This is a genomic window from Rhizobium sp. N122, assembly GCF_002211295.1.
Taxonomy (GTDB): Bacteria; Pseudomonadota; Alphaproteobacteria; order Rhizobiales; family Rhizobiaceae; genus Rhizobium.
The window spans coordinates 34,429-48,841 of sequence record NZ_LOKU01000011.1 but is presented as its reverse complement, the minus strand read 5'-3'; the positions used below and the strand labels follow the sequence as shown (position 1 = coordinate 48,841).

General features: G+C 60.9%; 14 protein-coding genes. 8 read left to right on the top strand and 6 right to left on the bottom strand.

What is annotated here, in order from left to right; translation table 11 throughout:
• Positions 1-19: 19 nt before the first annotated feature.
• The 3 genes from ATY75_RS09990 to ATY75_RS09980 are packed head-to-tail and all read right to left on the bottom strand — an operon-like array spanning position 20 to position 3,047.
• Positions 20-1,330, bottom strand: coding sequence for an HlyC/CorC family transporter (locus ATY75_RS09990; protein WP_190241339.1), 1,311 nt, complete (start codon positions 1,328-1,330; stop codon positions 20-22).
• Positions 1,330-2,460 (bottom strand): 3-dehydroquinate synthase, encoded by a 1,131-nt coding sequence (gene aroB / locus ATY75_RS09985; RefSeq protein ID WP_088937421.1) that lies wholly within the window; start codon positions 2,458-2,460, stop codon positions 1,330-1,332. Before aroB ends, ATY75_RS09990 begins: the two co-directional genes overlap by 1 nt.
• Positions 2,457-3,047 carry a shikimate kinase gene (locus tag ATY75_RS09980; protein ID WP_088937420.1) on the bottom strand — a complete coding sequence of 197 codons (591 nt, stop codon included), beginning with the start codon at positions 3,045-3,047 and terminating at the stop codon, positions 2,457-2,459. Before ATY75_RS09980 ends, aroB begins: the two co-directional genes overlap by 4 nt.
• 148 nt (positions 3,048-3,195) lie before the next feature.
• On the opposite strand from ATY75_RS09980, the gene ATY75_RS34565 reads away from it, so the two are divergent.
• From ATY75_RS34565 to ATY75_RS09955, 5 genes are all read left to right on the top strand, one after another.
• Positions 3,196-3,372, top strand: a complete 177-nt coding sequence (locus ATY75_RS34565; RefSeq protein ID WP_088937419.1) for a hypothetical protein — start codon at positions 3,196-3,198, stop codon at positions 3,370-3,372.
• Between the two features lie 5 nt (positions 3,373-3,377).
• Positions 3,378-4,331 carry a site-specific tyrosine recombinase XerD gene (xerD, locus tag ATY75_RS09970; RefSeq protein WP_088937418.1) on the top strand — a complete coding sequence of 318 codons (954 nt, stop codon included), beginning with the start codon at positions 3,378-3,380 and terminating at the stop codon, positions 4,329-4,331.
• Between the two features lie 62 nt (positions 4,332-4,393).
• Positions 4,394-5,347, top strand: a complete 954-nt coding sequence (locus ATY75_RS09965; protein WP_064840918.1) for an acetyl-CoA carboxylase carboxyltransferase subunit alpha — start codon at positions 4,394-4,396, stop codon at positions 5,345-5,347.
• Between the two features lie 347 nt (positions 5,348-5,694).
• Positions 5,695-6,933: a murein L,D-transpeptidase family protein gene (locus ATY75_RS09960; protein ID WP_088937417.1), complete on the top strand. Its 1,239-nt coding sequence runs from the start codon at positions 5,695-5,697 to the stop codon at positions 6,931-6,933.
• Positions 6,934-6,938: 5 nt separating this feature from the next.
• On the top strand, positions 6,939-7,163 hold the full coding sequence (locus ATY75_RS09955; protein ID WP_088937416.1) for a sulfurtransferase TusA family protein: 225 nt from the start codon (positions 6,939-6,941) through the stop codon (positions 7,161-7,163).
• A 34-nt stretch (positions 7,164-7,197) separates the two neighbouring features.
• On the opposite strand, the gene ATY75_RS09950 is transcribed toward ATY75_RS09955, so the two are convergent.
• Complete coding sequence (locus ATY75_RS09950) at positions 7,198-8,412, bottom strand: GTP-binding protein (protein WP_088937415.1); 1,215 nt, start codon at positions 8,410-8,412, stop codon at positions 7,198-7,200.
• 24 nt (positions 8,413-8,436) lie between these two features.
• Entirely contained in the window at positions 8,437-9,570 is a 1,134-nt protein-coding gene (locus tag ATY75_RS09945; protein ID WP_088937414.1) for a D-alanyl-D-alanine carboxypeptidase family protein, read from the bottom strand.
• A gap of 187 nt (positions 9,571-9,757) precedes the next feature.
• Between ATY75_RS09945 and ATY75_RS09940 the strand changes: the two genes are divergently transcribed.
• Positions 9,758-10,921: a M20 aminoacylase family protein gene (locus tag ATY75_RS09940; RefSeq protein WP_088937413.1), complete on the top strand. Its 1,164-nt coding sequence runs from the start codon at positions 9,758-9,760 to the stop codon at positions 10,919-10,921.
• Positions 10,922-11,383: 462 nt separating this feature from the next.
• Here the strand turns inward: ATY75_RS09940 and ATY75_RS09935 are convergent, their stop codons facing one another.
• The gene (locus ATY75_RS09935) at positions 11,384-11,830 is read right to left on the bottom strand and encodes a helix-turn-helix transcriptional regulator (protein ID WP_088937412.1); all 447 of its coding nucleotides are present in this window, start codon (positions 11,828-11,830) and stop codon (positions 11,384-11,386) included.
• 228 nt (positions 11,831-12,058) lie between these two features.
• Between ATY75_RS09935 and ATY75_RS09930 the strand changes: the two genes are divergently transcribed.
• Together ATY75_RS09930 and ATY75_RS09925 are read left to right on the top strand one after the other, a co-directional pair.
• Positions 12,059-12,358 (top strand): hypothetical protein, encoded by a 300-nt coding sequence (locus ATY75_RS09930; protein WP_088937411.1) that lies wholly within the window; start codon positions 12,059-12,061, stop codon positions 12,356-12,358.
• Between the two features lie 20 nt (positions 12,359-12,378).
• The gene (locus tag ATY75_RS09925) at positions 12,379-14,367 is read left to right on the top strand and encodes an AAA family ATPase (RefSeq protein ID WP_088937410.1); all 1,989 of its coding nucleotides are present in this window, start codon (positions 12,379-12,381) and stop codon (positions 14,365-14,367) included.
• The last annotated feature ends 46 nt before the right edge of the window (positions 14,368-14,413 follow it).

Here is a 14,413-nt window from a genome sequence, read left to right as displayed (position 1 = left end):
GCCGGCAATCCAAGCCGGGTCAGGCCGGTTTTGCGCCGTCTTCTCCGGCGGGGCGGATGCGCAGCTTGGTGATGCGGTTCTTCTCCCGCTTCATGACGATGAAGCGCTTGCCGTAAAAGGTGAAGGCCTGGCGCTCTTCCGGGATGGTCATCGATTCATGGATGACCAGGCCGGCAATCGTCGTCGCCTCCTCGTCGGGCAGGTGCCAGTCGAGCGCGCGGTTCAAGTCGCGGATCGGCACGCCGCCGTCGACGACGACCGAACCGTCGGCCTCCTGGCGCACACCCTGGATCTCGATATCGTGCTCGTCGGAAATATCGCCGACGATTTCCTCGAGAATATCCTCCAGCGTGACGATGCCCTGCACCTCGCCATATTCGTCGACGACGACGGCGAAATGCTGCTTGCGGCGCAGGAAGGCGTTGAGCTGATCTTCCAGATTGGTGCTGTCGGGCACGAACCACGGCTTCTGCGCGATTTTGACGATGTCGAGGTTCTGCGGCTCCATGTTCGGCTCGGCAAGCGCCCGCAGCAGATCCTTGGCATGCACCACGCCGATGATGTTGTCGATCGTGCCACGCCACAAGGGCATGCGCGTATAGGGACTTTCGAGAATGGCGCGCACCACCGCCTCAGGCGGATCGTCGGCGTTGATCGCCCGCATCGCCGTGCGGTGGACCATGATGTCGGAGAGTTCGAGCTCGCCGAGATCGAGCACGCCGCCGAGCCGGTCGCGGTCGGCCTTCACCACCGATCCCTCGCGGTGCAGAAGATCGACGGCGCCGCGCAGCTCCTCGTGCGCCGTCAGCATCGATACCTCCCGTGAGAGATTGATGCCGAACAGCGAAAGGATCCGCCGGACGATCGCATTGACGAAGGAAGAAATCGGGCCGACGACGAGAACGAAGAGCCTGGCCGGCATGGCGATGGCAAGCGCGAAGCGGTCGGGTGTCGAAATCGCCCAGCTCTTCGGCAGCACTTCGGCGAAGATGACCAGAATGACGGTCATGGCGAGCGTTGCCAGCGCCACGCCGGAACTGCCGAACAGCCCGAGGAACAGGCTGGTGGCGATCGACGACGACAGGATATTGGCGAGATTGTTGCCGATCAGCAGCGCGCCGATCAGCCGGTCGCGCCGCTCTATCAGCTGGCGGACGAGGCCGGCGCGTTCGTCGCCGTTGACTTCAAGCGTATGGATACGGCTGCGCGAAACCGCAGTCAGCGCGGTTTCCGAGCCGGAAAAGAAGGCGGACATCAGCACGAGCGCCGTGATCGAAAGGATCGCCGGCCAATATGTCGCAAGAAATGCCAGAGCGCCTTCGACGGTCATCAGGGGTGTTTTTCCCTGAGAAAGCTGGTGACTTCGGAGGCAGGAACGTCGTCGGCGACGAAGGACTGGCCGATGCCCCGCGTCAGGATGAAGGTAAGCTTGCCGCTCTTGACCTTCTTGTCCTGGGCGATCGCATCCATCAGCATTTCGGCCGGCGGCAGCTCGCCCGGAATATCGGACATGCGGGTCGGCAGGCCGACCTCCTTGAGGTGCCGCTCGACGCGCCGCGCGTCATCGGGGCTTGCAAGGTTCATCCGTGCGGAAAATTCGTGCGCCAGCACCATGCCGATCGAGACGCCCTCGCCATGCACGAGGCGGGCGCTGTCGTAGGCGGTGGCCGCCTCCAGCGCGTGGCCGAACGTATGGCCGAGATTGAGCAGCGCCCGCAGACCGTTCTCGCGCTCGTCGGCAACGACGACATCGGCCTTCGCCTGGCAGCTGGCGGCAATCGCCTCGATACGGGCGGAGCCGCCTGCAAAAACCGCCTGCCAGTTGGCTTCCAACCAGGCGAAGAAATCCGGTTTGTCGATCAGCCCGTATTTGGCGACCTCGGCGTAGCCGGCGCGGAATTCGCGCTCGCTCAGTGTATTCAGCACGTCGGTATCGGCCAGGACCAGATCCGGCTGGTGGAAGACGCCGATCAGGTTCTTGCCGTGGCGGGAATTGATGCCGGTCTTGCCGCCGACGGAGGAATCGACCTGCGCCAGCAATGAGGTCGGAACCTGCACGAAGCGCACGCCGCGCCGAACGATGCCGGCCGCAAATCCCGAGAGGTCGCCGATGACGCCGCCGCCGAGGGCGATGACGCAATCATTGCGCTCGACGCGGGCTTCGAGCACCTTGTCGCAGGCGGTCATCAGATGCTCGAAGCTCTTGGTCTTCTCGCCGGCCGGCAGGACGACCGCGGCCGAGGCGATGCCCGCTTCATCAAGACTTGCGACGAGCGCCTTGAGGTAGAGCGGCGCGACATTTTCATCGGTGACGACAGCCGCCTTGCGGCCCTTGAGGCGGGAGGCAATTTCGGCGCCGGCCCGCGCGATCAGCCCCGGGCCGATCAGGATATCGTAGGCACGCTCGCCGAGCGGCACATGCACGGTCTGGACGGCGGCGGCGGAGGCTATCGCATTCATGAGGCTGCATTTTCCTTCTGGGCTTCGATCAGCGCCTGCAGCACTTCGTCGGCCATAATTTCCTTGCGCACGTCGCGCGAGAGCACGGTGAGGTCGGCCTGCGCATAGATCGGGTAGCGCGCATTCATCAGGCCCTCGAGCGTCTGCTTCGGATTTTCGGTCTTGAGCAAGGGGCGGTTGTCGCGCTTGTTGACCCGCTCCCAGAGCACGTCGAGATCCGCCTTCAGCCAGACGGAAAGACCACCCTTCTTGATATGCCTGCGTGTCCGCTCGTTGATGAAGGCGCCGCCGCCTGTGGACACGACCCGTGGCCCGCTCCTCACGAGCCGCTTCATCACCCGCGTTTCCAGCGCCCGGAACTCTTCCTCGCCATAGGCGGCGAAAAGTTCGGGGATCGTCATGCGCGACACCCGCTCTATTTCGTGGTCGCTGTCGATGAAGGGAATGCCGAGCTGGCTGGCGACGATGCGGCCGACGGCAGATTTTCCCGCACCCATCAGGCCGACGAGGATCAGATTGCGTGAACCGAGCGCGGCGCGAGCTCTGTCTCTCAGGCTGTCAGCAACGGTCAGCAGTGGTTCACTCATCGGTCCATTCACACTTTGTTTGCAAACCGTATCGACAAATGCAGGTGGAGCGTCAAGTCGCGGACAAGGGAATCATGGCTTGAATAGCGCTTCTTGCACTTGCAGATACGCTTCTTATAACAGAAGCAGAGCATGAAGGAGTTGCCGGATGCCGAGCCTGTTCCGTTTTCTGTTCGTCTGCGCGATCCTCGCCGGGACGGTCTACGGAGCGATGTGGGCGCTTGTGACCTTCGTCGAGCCCGAGCCGCGCGACGTGACGATCCGCATTCCGTCCGAGCGGGTCAATCCGCCGGCGACGGGCGCGATCAGCACGACCAGGAAGTGACCGGCATGGTGGATCTGAGCCGCGTCCATGTGGAATCCTTCCTGGAGATGATGAGCGCCGAGCGCGGTGCGGCCGCCAACACGCTGCAATCCTACGAACGCGATCTCGACGATGTCCATTCGTTCCTGACCGGGCGCAGCGTGCGGCTGACCGAAGCCGCCTCCGCCGATCTTTCCGCCTATCTCGCCTCGCTCGCCCAAAAAGGTTTCAAACCCTCTTCCCAGGCGCGCCGGCTTGCCGCCATGCGGCAATTCTACAAGTTCCTCTATGCCGAGGGCCTGAGGACCGACGATCCCACCGGCATTCTCGACGCCCCGAAAAAAGGCCGCCCGCTGCCGAAGACGATGGGCGTCGAGGAGGTCGGCAAGCTGCTTTCACAAGCCGAAGCCGAGGCGGGAGATGCAGCGCCAGGCCAGCTGCAGCGCCTGCGCATGCTGGCGCTGCTGGAACTGCTCTATGCCACCGGCATGCGCGTCAGCGAACTGGTTTCGCTTCCCGCCCGCGTGCTCGATCAGGAAGGCCGTTTCCTGATGATCCGCGGCAAGGGCAACAAGGAGCGGCTGGTGCCGCTGTCGCAATCGGCGATAGCGGCGCTGAAAGCCTATGGGCGCCTGCTGGCGGCGGAAAATGCCGCTGCCAAGGCGCCGCAGGATAGCCCATGGCTGTTTCCGGCCGCCTCGAAAGAGGGCTACCTGCCGCGCCAGGTTTTCGCCCGCGACCTCAAGAACCTTGCGATCCGCGCCGGCCTGACGCCGTCGATGATCTCGCCGCACGTGATGCGCCACGCCTTTGCCAGTCACCTGCTGGCCAATGGCGCCGACCTGCGCGTCGTGCAGGAACTCCTCGGCCATTCGGACATTTCGACCACACAGATCTACACGCATGTGCTCGAAGAGAGGCTGCAGCAGCTCGTCCAGACGCATCACCCCCTTGCCAAACAGGCGAAAAAGCACGAATAGGACCGGCGACAAAGGGCGGAGCCAGGAAAACGCCCCGGGCACAAGGAACGGAAACGCACCTCATGCACAATTATCTCGACTTCGAAAAGCCGATCTCCGACCTCGAAGGCAAGATCATCGAGCTGAAGAAGCTCGCATCGGAAGACGAGAGTATCGACACCACCGATGAAATCGGCAGGCTTGAGGTTCGCGTCCGTGAGGCGATCCTCGAAATCTATTCCAAGCTCAATCCCTGGCAGAAGACCCAGGTCGCCCGCCATCCGCAGCGCCCGCATTTCGTCGACTACGCCAAGACGCTGTTCCAGGAATTCACGCCGCTCGCCGGCGACCGCAAATTTTCCGAGGATGCGGCGATCCAGGCCGGCCTTGCCCGCTTCCGCGGCCAGCCCGTGGCCGTCGTCGGCCAGGAAAAGGGCAATGACACCAAGACCCGCCTCAAGCATAATTTCGGCAGCCCCCGGCCGGAAGGCTACCGCAAGGCGATCCGCATTCTCGAAATGGCCGATCGTTTCGGCCTGCCGGTGATTTCGCTGGTGGATACGGCGGGGGCCTATCCCGGCGTCGGCGCCGAAGAGCGCGGCCAGGCCGAGGCGATCGCCCGCTCGACGGAAATGTGCCTCGGCGTCAAGGTTCCGCTGGTTTCCGTCGTCATCGGCGAGGGCGGCTCTGGTGGCGCGATCGCGATTGCCACCGGCAACAAGGTCTATATGCTCGAGCATTCGATCTACAGCGTCATCTCGCCGGAAGGCGCCGCCTCCATCCTCTGGCGCGATTCCACCCGCGCCCGGGAAGCGGCGACCAATATGAAGATCACCGCCGAAGACCTGAAAGCGCTCGGCGTCATCGACGGCATCATTTCCGAGCCGCTCGGCGGCGCGCATCGCGATCCCGACAGCGTCATCGCCGCGACCGGCGACATGATCGCCAATGCGCTCGGCGAAATGGCCTCGCGTTCGGGCGAACAGCTACGCAACGAGCGCCGCCAGAAGTTCCTCAATATGGGCCGCAATCTTTAGAACAGGATGATTTTAGGTCCGGTTGGCCTAAAATCTGAATCCTGTTCTAATTAAAGAGTTGGAGCATGATGTCGTCCGAAAACCGCGCACACTTTTCGGCATCATGCTCTAAAAGCCGCGGAAAGCGCTGATACTTTTCCGCATCACCTCCGAGACAAGTTCGGCTTTCACCGATTGGGGCCAAATCTTGGCCACATTGATATTATCTGTAGCATTCGCGCTTGCGGGGATGTTCAGGGCACGTCATAGGCTGGTAAGGATTTATAAAGTATAAGCCGCCTATGATTCCGTCTGATGCCCGAACTCCATAGGCGGACCGGGTCGCATTATCTTTATGGGCTATTTGGATGCGCATACGTTATTTTGCCTATGTTTCCCTCATGGCGCTGGCTCTGACCGGCTGCAATGACGCGTTGGAAACCGCGCAGGTCGATCTCTCCAAGGTCAAGAACAAGGTCGAGCAGCCGCTCCCCCCGCATATCCTTGCCGCCATGTCCGCCAAGGGCATGGACCGCAATTCGCCGATCATGATCCGCATCTTCAAGGAGGAAGGTGCCATGGAGATCTGGAAGGCGAAGACCGACAACCGTTTCGACAAGATCGCCGACTACAAGATCTGCGCCTGGTCCGGCCGTCTCGGCCCGAAGGTCAAGACCGGCGACCGGCAGGCGCCGGAAGGTTTCTACGACCTGACGCGCGCCAACCTGAATCCCAATTCCAAATATTATCTGGCGATCAACACCGGCTTCCCGAACCGCTACGACGCGGCGAACGGCCGCACCGGCTCCGATCTGATGATCCATGGCGCCTGCTCGTCCTCCGGCTGCTATTCGATGACCGACCAGCAGGTGCTTGAAATTTACGCCTTTGCCCGCGACGCCTTCAAGGGCGGCCAGGCGACCGTGCAGCTACAGGCGTTCCCTTTCCGCATGACGGCGGAAAACATGGTCAAGCATCGCCTCGACTCGAGCTACGACTTCTGGAAGATGCTGAAAGTCGGCTACGACAATTTCGAAGTGACGAAACGCCCGCCCGAGGTGGCCGTCTGCGAGAAGAAATACGTCTTCAACCAGCAGGTAACCGATGGCGGCGCCTTCAACGCCGCCGGCAAGTGCCCTGCCATGTCGACGCCGCCGGCGCTGACGGCCGCCCTTGCCTCCTACGGCAAGACCTATGATGCCGACTACGCCAAGGCGATGAGCAAATTCGACGGCATGGCCTGGTACGACCCCTCCGAGGCCGAGCGCAAGGCCGTCGTCGCCAAGACGCGCAAAGGCCGCGAACTCGCTTATGCCCCGACCGGCACTTCGCTCGAAGCCGGCCGCATGGTCAAGGTCGCCGAACTCGAAGACCTGATGGCCAAGCGCACCGCCCAGGGCCTTGCCGCCAAATCAGCACCGGGCGCCACGCCTGCAGCCGCTGCCCAGCCGCAGGCGCAGGCCCAGCCAATGGCAGTCGCTGCCGCGACGCCCGTGGCCGTGCCGGTGCCGATGCCGAACCCGCTGGCCTATACGGCGCCCGAACCGCAGGAAACCGCTGAGGCCGCGGCAAAGAAGCCGTTCTGGAAATTCTGGGCGCGGAACTGAACGGCTTGAACCCCGTTCTCTACGATCTTCGCGGCCTGAAATGCCCCTTCCCCGTGATCAAGACGCGCAAAAAGCTTGCCGCCATGGCAAGCGGCACGCTCATTCGCGTCGACACCACCGATCCGCTGGCGGTGATCGACATGCCGCATTTCTGCAATGAGGACGGCCACGAGCTGGTCGAGACCGAAAAGACCGAAACCGGCCACCGCTTCCTGATCCGCAAGCGCTGAGCAATTCCGCAGAAAGTGCGAAGCAGTTCTTGCTCTAAATCCGCAAGCCTGGAATGGCGAGCGGATTGTCGGACAGCGCCGCGCGGTCCGGCATGTCGATGCGCGGCTTGCCCAGGAAGGCGTCGAACAGATCCTTGACGAAGGCTTCCGGCAAATCCTTGGTGATCAGCACCATGCGCGTGCGCCGGTCGCCGGGATCCGGCCAGGCGGCAAGCCGCACCGGCGGATGGAAAATGCTCTGGACGCCATGCAGCACCAACGGCCGGTCCGGCCGATCGGAAACGGAAACTATCGCCTTCATCCTGAGCAGCTTCTCGCCATGGGCCGAGCGCAAGAGATCGATGAACATGTCGAGCGCCATCGGATCGATCGGCTTCTCCTCGATAATCGAGAAGGAGCGGATCGAGGCATCGTGACGGTTGACGTCGTGCGGATGCTGATGCGCATGATCGCCATCATGATCATGGTGGTGATCATCATGATGGTGGCGGCCGTGGTGATCCCCACCATGGCTATGGGCGTGGCCGTGGTCGTGATCTCCATCGCGACCGTGGTCGTGATCGTGATGCGCCTCGTGCGCATCCTCGTCCTGCAGCCAGCGGCCGACATCGGCAATCTTGGTCGCCGGATCGTAGAGCCCGTTGACGAGAACCGCGGCGCTGCCGGCCTCAGTGCTGTCGGCATCCATCATCGCGGCACGCGGATTGAGCGCCCGCAGGCGTTTTTCCAGCCCGTCGGTTGCCTCGGCCATCGCCTTCTTCGAGACGATCAGCCGGTCGGCCACCGCCGCCTGCTTGCGTGCTTCCTCGTGATTGTCGAGCGTTTGCAGCCCATTTACCGCATCGACGACGGTCACGACGCCATCGAGTTCGAAATTTTGGGCGATGACCGGATTGCCCATGATCGCCTGCATGACCGGGGCGGGGTCGGCAAGGCCGGTCGTTTCGATGACGACACGCTTCACGGGCTTGACCCGGCCCGTCTGCACGGCATCCATCAGATTTGCCAGCGTATCCACCAGCTCGCCGCGCACGGTGCAGCAGAGGCAGCCGTCTGACAGCTCGATGATCGAATCGCCGGAGCTTTCGACCAGGAGATGATCGATGCCGACATCGCCGAATTCATTGATAATGACGGCCGCATCCTTCATTTCGGGATCTTTGAGAATGCGGTTGAGCAGCGTCGATTTGCCGGCACCGAGAAAGCCGGTCAGGATGGTGACCGGAATCCTGTCGTTGAGCGCGCTCATGTCGTTTGACCTTGAAATCTGATCTTAGAAAGATGTCGGGCGCGGCATCGGCACCGGCACGTTGGCGATGCCGCCTGCCGTATCGCCCGTCGCCACTTTTTCCGGCTGCTGCGCCGGCTGCGGGTCCTGACCGGGAATGAGGCCGGCAAAGACGAACCGCGGATCGTGGTCCATTTCCAGGATATAGGGCGACTGCACCTTCATGCGGCCGACTTCGTCGCGCGTTTCGCTGCGTATCTTGGCGCCCTTGGCGCTGCAGATGTCGGCGGATATGTCGGTCACCTGGTCCTGTCCCTGCCCGTAGGGTCGCAGCGAACCGAGCGTCTCATTGCCGGGAAACTGCGCGGTGAAACCCTTCTGCAGAAGGTTCGCCGTTGCATCGGCGCGCGCCGCAAGGCTGTCGGTGCCGAGCACGACCGAGACGATGGTGCGGCCGTTGCGGGTCGCCGAACCGATCTGGTTGAAGCCCGAGGCGCAGATGAAACCGGTCTTCATGCCGTCGGCGCCGGCGAAGCGGCCGATCAGCATGTTGAGGCTCGGCACGTTCTGCTGGCCGTTGGTGAAACCCTCAAGCGCGAAATAGCTGGCATATTGCGGAAAATCGCGGCGCAGCGCCACCGTCAGCACGGCAAGATCGCGCGCCGTCGTATATTGCCCCTTGCCCGGCAGGCCGTTCGGATTGACGAAATGCGAATCCGTCATGCCGAGCTTCAGCGCCTCGCCGTTCATCCGCGTCACGAAGCCTTCCTGCGTGCCCCCGATGGCTTCGGCGACCGCGACGGCAATGTCGTTGGCCGATTTCACCATCAGGATCTTCAGCGCGCTGTCGAGCGTCAGCTTCTGGCCCGGCTTGAAATACATCTTGGCGGCCGGCTGCGCGGCGGCGCGCTTGCTCATGACGACAGGCGTATCGAGGCTGATCTGGCCGGCGCGGATGGCGTCGAACACGGTGTAGACGGTCATCAGCTTGGTGAGCGAGGCCGGATACCACTTGCGGAAGGCTTCTTCATGCTCGAGCACGCGGCCGGTCTGCACATCGACGAGAATATGCGGATTGGCCTGGGCAAGGGGAATCGCGGCAAGAAAACCGGCAGTCGCAGCGACCACGAAACTCAGCGGCCGCAAAACGGCAAACAAACGGAAGTGGCTCGTCGACACAGTTCGTCCTTCGGATATCAGGAAAATCTCGAAACCTTCCCCTATTTAGCCTATATGGCTATGACATGGCAAAGGTCATTGACTAAGTAATTTCCACAGGCTCACGCCCCAGCCTCCTCATACCCCCTGCCTCACGCCCTTGTGATGCGATCAAAGATTGCCGGGATTTCATAACAGGAACGCCAACATGCCGATTTTGAACAGAGCCGCCGAATTGCAGGACGAAGTCGCCGAGTGGCGCCGCCATATTCACGCCCGGCCCGAGCTTCTCTTCGCGGTTGAGAACACGGCCGCCTTCGTCGCTGAAAAGCTCAAGGAGTTCGGCGTCGACGAAATCGTCACCGGCATCGGCCGTACCGGTGTCGTCGGCCTGATCAAGGGTAAGGGCGAAGGCCGCCGCACTGTCGGCCTGCGCGCCGACATGGACGCCCTGCCGCTGACTGAAATATCAGGCAAGCCCTGGGCCTCGAAGACGCCGGGCAAGATGCATGCCTGCGGCCATGACGGCCACACCGCCATGCTGCTCGGCGCGGCGAAATACCTGGCCGAGACGCGCAACTTCAACGGCAATATCGCCGTCATCTTCCAGCCCGCCGAAGAAGGCGGCGGCGGCGGCAATTTGATGGTCAAGGACGGCATGATGGAGCGCTTCGGCATCGAAGAGGTCTACGGCATGCACAATCTGCCGGGCCTGCCCGTGGGTCAGTTCGCCACCCGCAAGGGCGCGATCATGGCGGCGACCGACGAATTCACCGTCACCATCAAGGGCCGCGGCGGCCACGCCGCCCAGCCGCACCGGACGATCGACCCGATCGCCATCGGCGCCCAGATCGTCGCCAACCTGCAGATGATCGCCTCGCGCACCGCCGATCCGATCAGCTCGGTCGTCGTCTCGGTGACCAAGTTCAATGCCGGTTTCGCCCATAACGTCATCCCGAACGACGCGACCTTCGCCGGCACGGTGCGCACCCTCGACCCGGAGGTGCGCACGCTTGCCGAGACGCGGTTCCGCCAGATCGTCGAGGGCATCTCCGCCGCCCACGGCGCCGAGGCCGAGATCGGCTTCAACCGCAATTACCCGGTCACCATCAACCACCCGGATGAAACCGAGCATGCGGTCGCCACCGCCAGCGCCATTGCCGGCGAGGGCAATGTCAATGCCGAGATCGACCCGATGATGGGCGGCGAGGATTTTTCCTACATGCTGAACGCCCGCCCCGGCGCCTTCATCTTCATCGGCAACGGCGACAGCGCCGGCCTGCACAATCCGGCCTACGACTTCAACGACGAAGCCATCGCCCACGGCATCTCCTACTGGGTCCGCCTGGCCGAACAACGCCTCGGCGCCTGACAACAATTAAGGCTTGGCTTCGCGCCAAGCCTTTTGTATGCATGGCATGCAAGTGGTCCCGTAGCTCAGCAGGATAGAGCAATTTTAAGAGCGGAAACCATTACCGATTTCTTCCAAACCGCTATTCGTTAGGGTTTGTGAGGGGCGGTAAACCTACCGAATTTAGACGGAAACCAGCCGCCAAATAACAACCATGCAGTTCGGAGATTGGTCGAGCCGACAGCCACGAGAGATGTGGGGCCGCACGTTATCCCTCTGAAAAGGGGCGGCGGTGGCATCATCATCCCCTTGAGGAGGATGTCGGCGACGCGCAGAACGACTATGCGGACGATCTCCTCACCTTCGTTGAGATGATCTGGCGTTGGCCAACGGGCTTCTAAGACAGCGCGTCATATAGACCTCGGCATTTCGAGGTTGGCCATGCCTAACCGAATTCAGCACCTTTGATAATTGTAGAGGTAATTACCGGTGTTTGGACCGCATACAAACGCCTGCACCGTGTGAACGATCTTCCGGCAGGATAATGACGCCGTTCTCGAACAGAACGTCGCGTAATCTCTCTGCAGATTGTTCCGGGAGACGTTTCTGATTTCCGCGTTCCAACCGCGCAATCGCATACTTTCCGACACCCGACCGAGCGGCCATTTCGTCCAGGGAAATACCAAGCATGGCTCGTCCGTGGCGTAGACACTCGACCCAAGTCTTGTTGGTCGGCTCTGTCCATCGAACGCCTTCGCCCCGAGCCTCTGCGGCTTCGAGCAGTTCCAAACCGTTGGCCTCCAAAACACCTTTGACCTGCGAAAGGGCATGGTTGTCAGGAAGCTTTCGCTTGGCGGATTCTAGGCCAATTACAACAGCAGGCGTGATCTTGGCTTGGTTAGCGAGCCACTCCTGAGTTTTGCCGAGCATCGACCGCGCGGCTCGCAGCTGACCGTGTGTTGGGTATCCCGCCATGCTGGGAAAAGAAATGAAACCCCAAAAATGTCAACATATCTAGTTTTGTTGCGGCATAGCTATTTTAGGAGCGTATTTCGCAGTTTTATTGCGCGAATCAAAATCACCCGGTAAGGAAATCGAGCGCGAATCAACCCATCTTCCTGTCGCCAACAACCGGCACTCGAAACAGAAGGTCTATCGATGAACGACAAATGGCTCGGAACTCCGCCCTCCGTAATCCTTCCGCGATTGAGATCACTCCTTGCTGATCTCGAACAACTCTCCTTGCCCGGCGATCATCCGGCTCTTGATGACGCACTGACTATTCGAAACTGTGTTCTCGCAAGCCGTGCGGTTCCGTGCCTGATGGGCCTAATGAGCGGGCATCCGACCATCAAAGATGGCCCCGGCATTACGAGCGAACTGTTTTATCTCGACCGGAAGCGGCGGCTCGGAAGGACACTGAGCCGTTGGTACAGGTTCGACGAAGGCCTCATCTGACGCGGAAGCGGAGAAAATCCATGGATACGGCCTTCAAGGACAACCTCGACCAATACATCAGTAAACTTCAGCGGATCGCGATCCGGCTGAACGGGGTGCGAGGCGCTCATCCGCTGAGAATAGGGCGCGAAGGTGCAGCAATCGCAATGCGGTCTACCCGCCTTTTTTTATCATATTGTGCGCTGGTGAACCTGTTTCGGCGAAACATCGAGCTGGTCTCGGAGCCATTTTGCGTCGCGCTGGTCATCGTACCGGTTGGATGGCAACTGACTGACGTCAAGGAGGCGGCGAAAATCATCTTCAAAGATGAGAAAGTCCGCTTTTATATTCATCCTGAAGCTAAGAGCAGACGCGGCTGGGATATCGACCCTGCTGAAGAGCTAATATTCGGTAAGCTGATCATCTTTGCGACCGAAGGATCGCCGGTTCACGAAGATTTCGAGCTTGCTGCAACGATGCGCGACCGCCTCCGAACGTGCGATGTGCGCCACCTCCGAGCGCTAGCCAAGCTTAGAGGCTGCGGCGACATTTCCGACAACCAGGCTGCATTAATTGCCGAGCAACCGTCCGAGAGAATGGAGGCCATTTTCCGGATCGGACAACCGGCTCGCAGGTCAGCACTTAGGCTGGCTGAGCTTGGCCCACAACGGCCGGTAGCCGAGGAAGTTAAGCACCTGGACCTCTCCAACGGCTTCGGTGAGGCGGGCGATTGGGCACGGGAGCTGAAAAAGGACCTGCGAGAATGGCGGGATGGGAAGCTGCCCTGGTCCGAAGTCGACAAGGGGTGCCTCCTCTATGGGCCGCCTGGAACTGGAAAAACCAGGTTTGCGGCGGCCCTCGCGGCGGAATGCGACATGCATCTGGAAGCGACGAGCATTTCGAGGTGGCAGAGCAGCAAAGACGGTCATCTGGGCGACTTGCTCAAGGCGATGTACCGAACCTTCGCAAACGCCAAGGAGAAAGCGCCATGCCTGCTATTTCTCGATGAATTCGACTCGATTGGTGACCGTTCGAAGTTCGTTTCCAGTTACGCGGACTACAGCATCCAGATAGTGAACGGCCTCCTGGAATGCCTCGACGGCATCGAGGGACGAGAGGGCGTGGTTGTCGTCGGCGCTTGCAACCATCCCGAACGGATCGACCCTGCCCTTATCAGGAGTGGGCGGCTGGAGAAACATATCCACTTCCCATTGCCAGATGCACAGGGTCGCGCCCAAATCCTCGCATTCCACCTTCCGTCGCTCGCTGATGAGCCTCTCCTCAAGGAAATTGCCGCTAAATTGCCTGGCACAAGCGGAGCTGATCTGGAACGCCTCTCGCGGGATGCCCGTAGAGTTGCACGGCTGGAGCGCCGGTCCGTAACGATAGATGACGTTCGAGGAAAGATCGCGCCGCTGCCCGTTTTGAACGATGACTATCAGTTGCAGATCGCCATCCACGAGTCCGGTCACGCGCTGATCGCTCACACGCTGAAGGTCGGACGGGTCGAGCGGGTCGAAATCTTCGATAACGTCGAGAACTTCGCGACTGATGTCGACGCTCACGGGATAACGGTAACCGATCAGCCGAAGGTACCCTTTAAAACCAAAAGCCAAGTTATGAATCGGATTGCAATGCTCCTTGCCGGTGCGGCTGCTGAAGACCTTTTTTATGGCGACAGGTCGACCACAGCATCAGGTACCAATAACAGTGATTTCGCAAAAGCTACTGAAATCGCTGTCGAAATGGTCACCCGATGGGGGTTTGGGAAATCGCCCTACTATCTCCCGGGCTCCGTAAGCACGAGCAATCCGGGAGAGCTTTGGCGCGATCATCGATTGAGGGCCGAAGTCAGCGAAATCCTTCAGACGGAATATGCTCGGGCTCGGGACATGCTCAGCGGTCTGAAGCAGACGCTGGTTGCGTTTGCGACCGAACTTGCCAGGCACAAACGCTTGCAAGGTGATCAACTAGAAAGGCTTTGGCCGGAGCCATCTGCGTCGGGCGATACGGACGCACTGAAATGCTGATCGCTTTTAAGGCCGCGTTTCCTTGGAGACCGAACACTTCCTCATG

Coding starts and splice junctions, on each gene's coding strand:
- ATY75_RS09990 (WP_190241339.1), bottom strand. CDS start 1,330: ATGACCGTCGAAGGCGCTCTGGCATTTCTTGCGACATATTGGCCGGCG.
- aroB (WP_088937421.1), bottom strand. CDS start 2,460: ATGAATGCGATAGCCTCCGCCGCCGCCGTCCAGACCGTGCATGTGCCG.
- ATY75_RS09980 (WP_088937420.1), bottom strand. CDS start 3,047: ATGAGTGAACCACTGCTGACCGTTGCTGACAGCCTGAGAGACAGAGCT.
- ATY75_RS34565 (WP_088937419.1), top strand. CDS start 3,196: ATGCCGAGCCTGTTCCGTTTTCTGTTCGTCTGCGCGATCCTCGCCGGG.
- xerD (WP_088937418.1), top strand. CDS start 3,378: ATGGTGGATCTGAGCCGCGTCCATGTGGAATCCTTCCTGGAGATGATG.
- ATY75_RS09965 (WP_064840918.1), top strand. CDS start 4,394: ATGCACAATTATCTCGACTTCGAAAAGCCGATCTCCGACCTCGAAGGC.
- ATY75_RS09960 (WP_088937417.1), top strand. CDS start 5,695: ATGCGCATACGTTATTTTGCCTATGTTTCCCTCATGGCGCTGGCTCTG.
- ATY75_RS09950 (WP_088937415.1), bottom strand. CDS start 8,412: ATGAGCGCGCTCAACGACAGGATTCCGGTCACCATCCTGACCGGCTTT.
- ATY75_RS09940 (WP_088937413.1), top strand. CDS start 9,758: ATGCCGATTTTGAACAGAGCCGCCGAATTGCAGGACGAAGTCGCCGAG.
- ATY75_RS09935 (WP_088937412.1), bottom strand. CDS start 11,830: ATGCTCGGCAAAACTCAGGAGTGGCTCGCTAACCAAGCCAAGATCACG.
- ATY75_RS09930 (WP_088937411.1), top strand. CDS start 12,059: ATGAACGACAAATGGCTCGGAACTCCGCCCTCCGTAATCCTTCCGCGA.
- ATY75_RS09925 (WP_088937410.1), top strand. CDS start 12,379: ATGGATACGGCCTTCAAGGACAACCTCGACCAATACATCAGTAAACTT.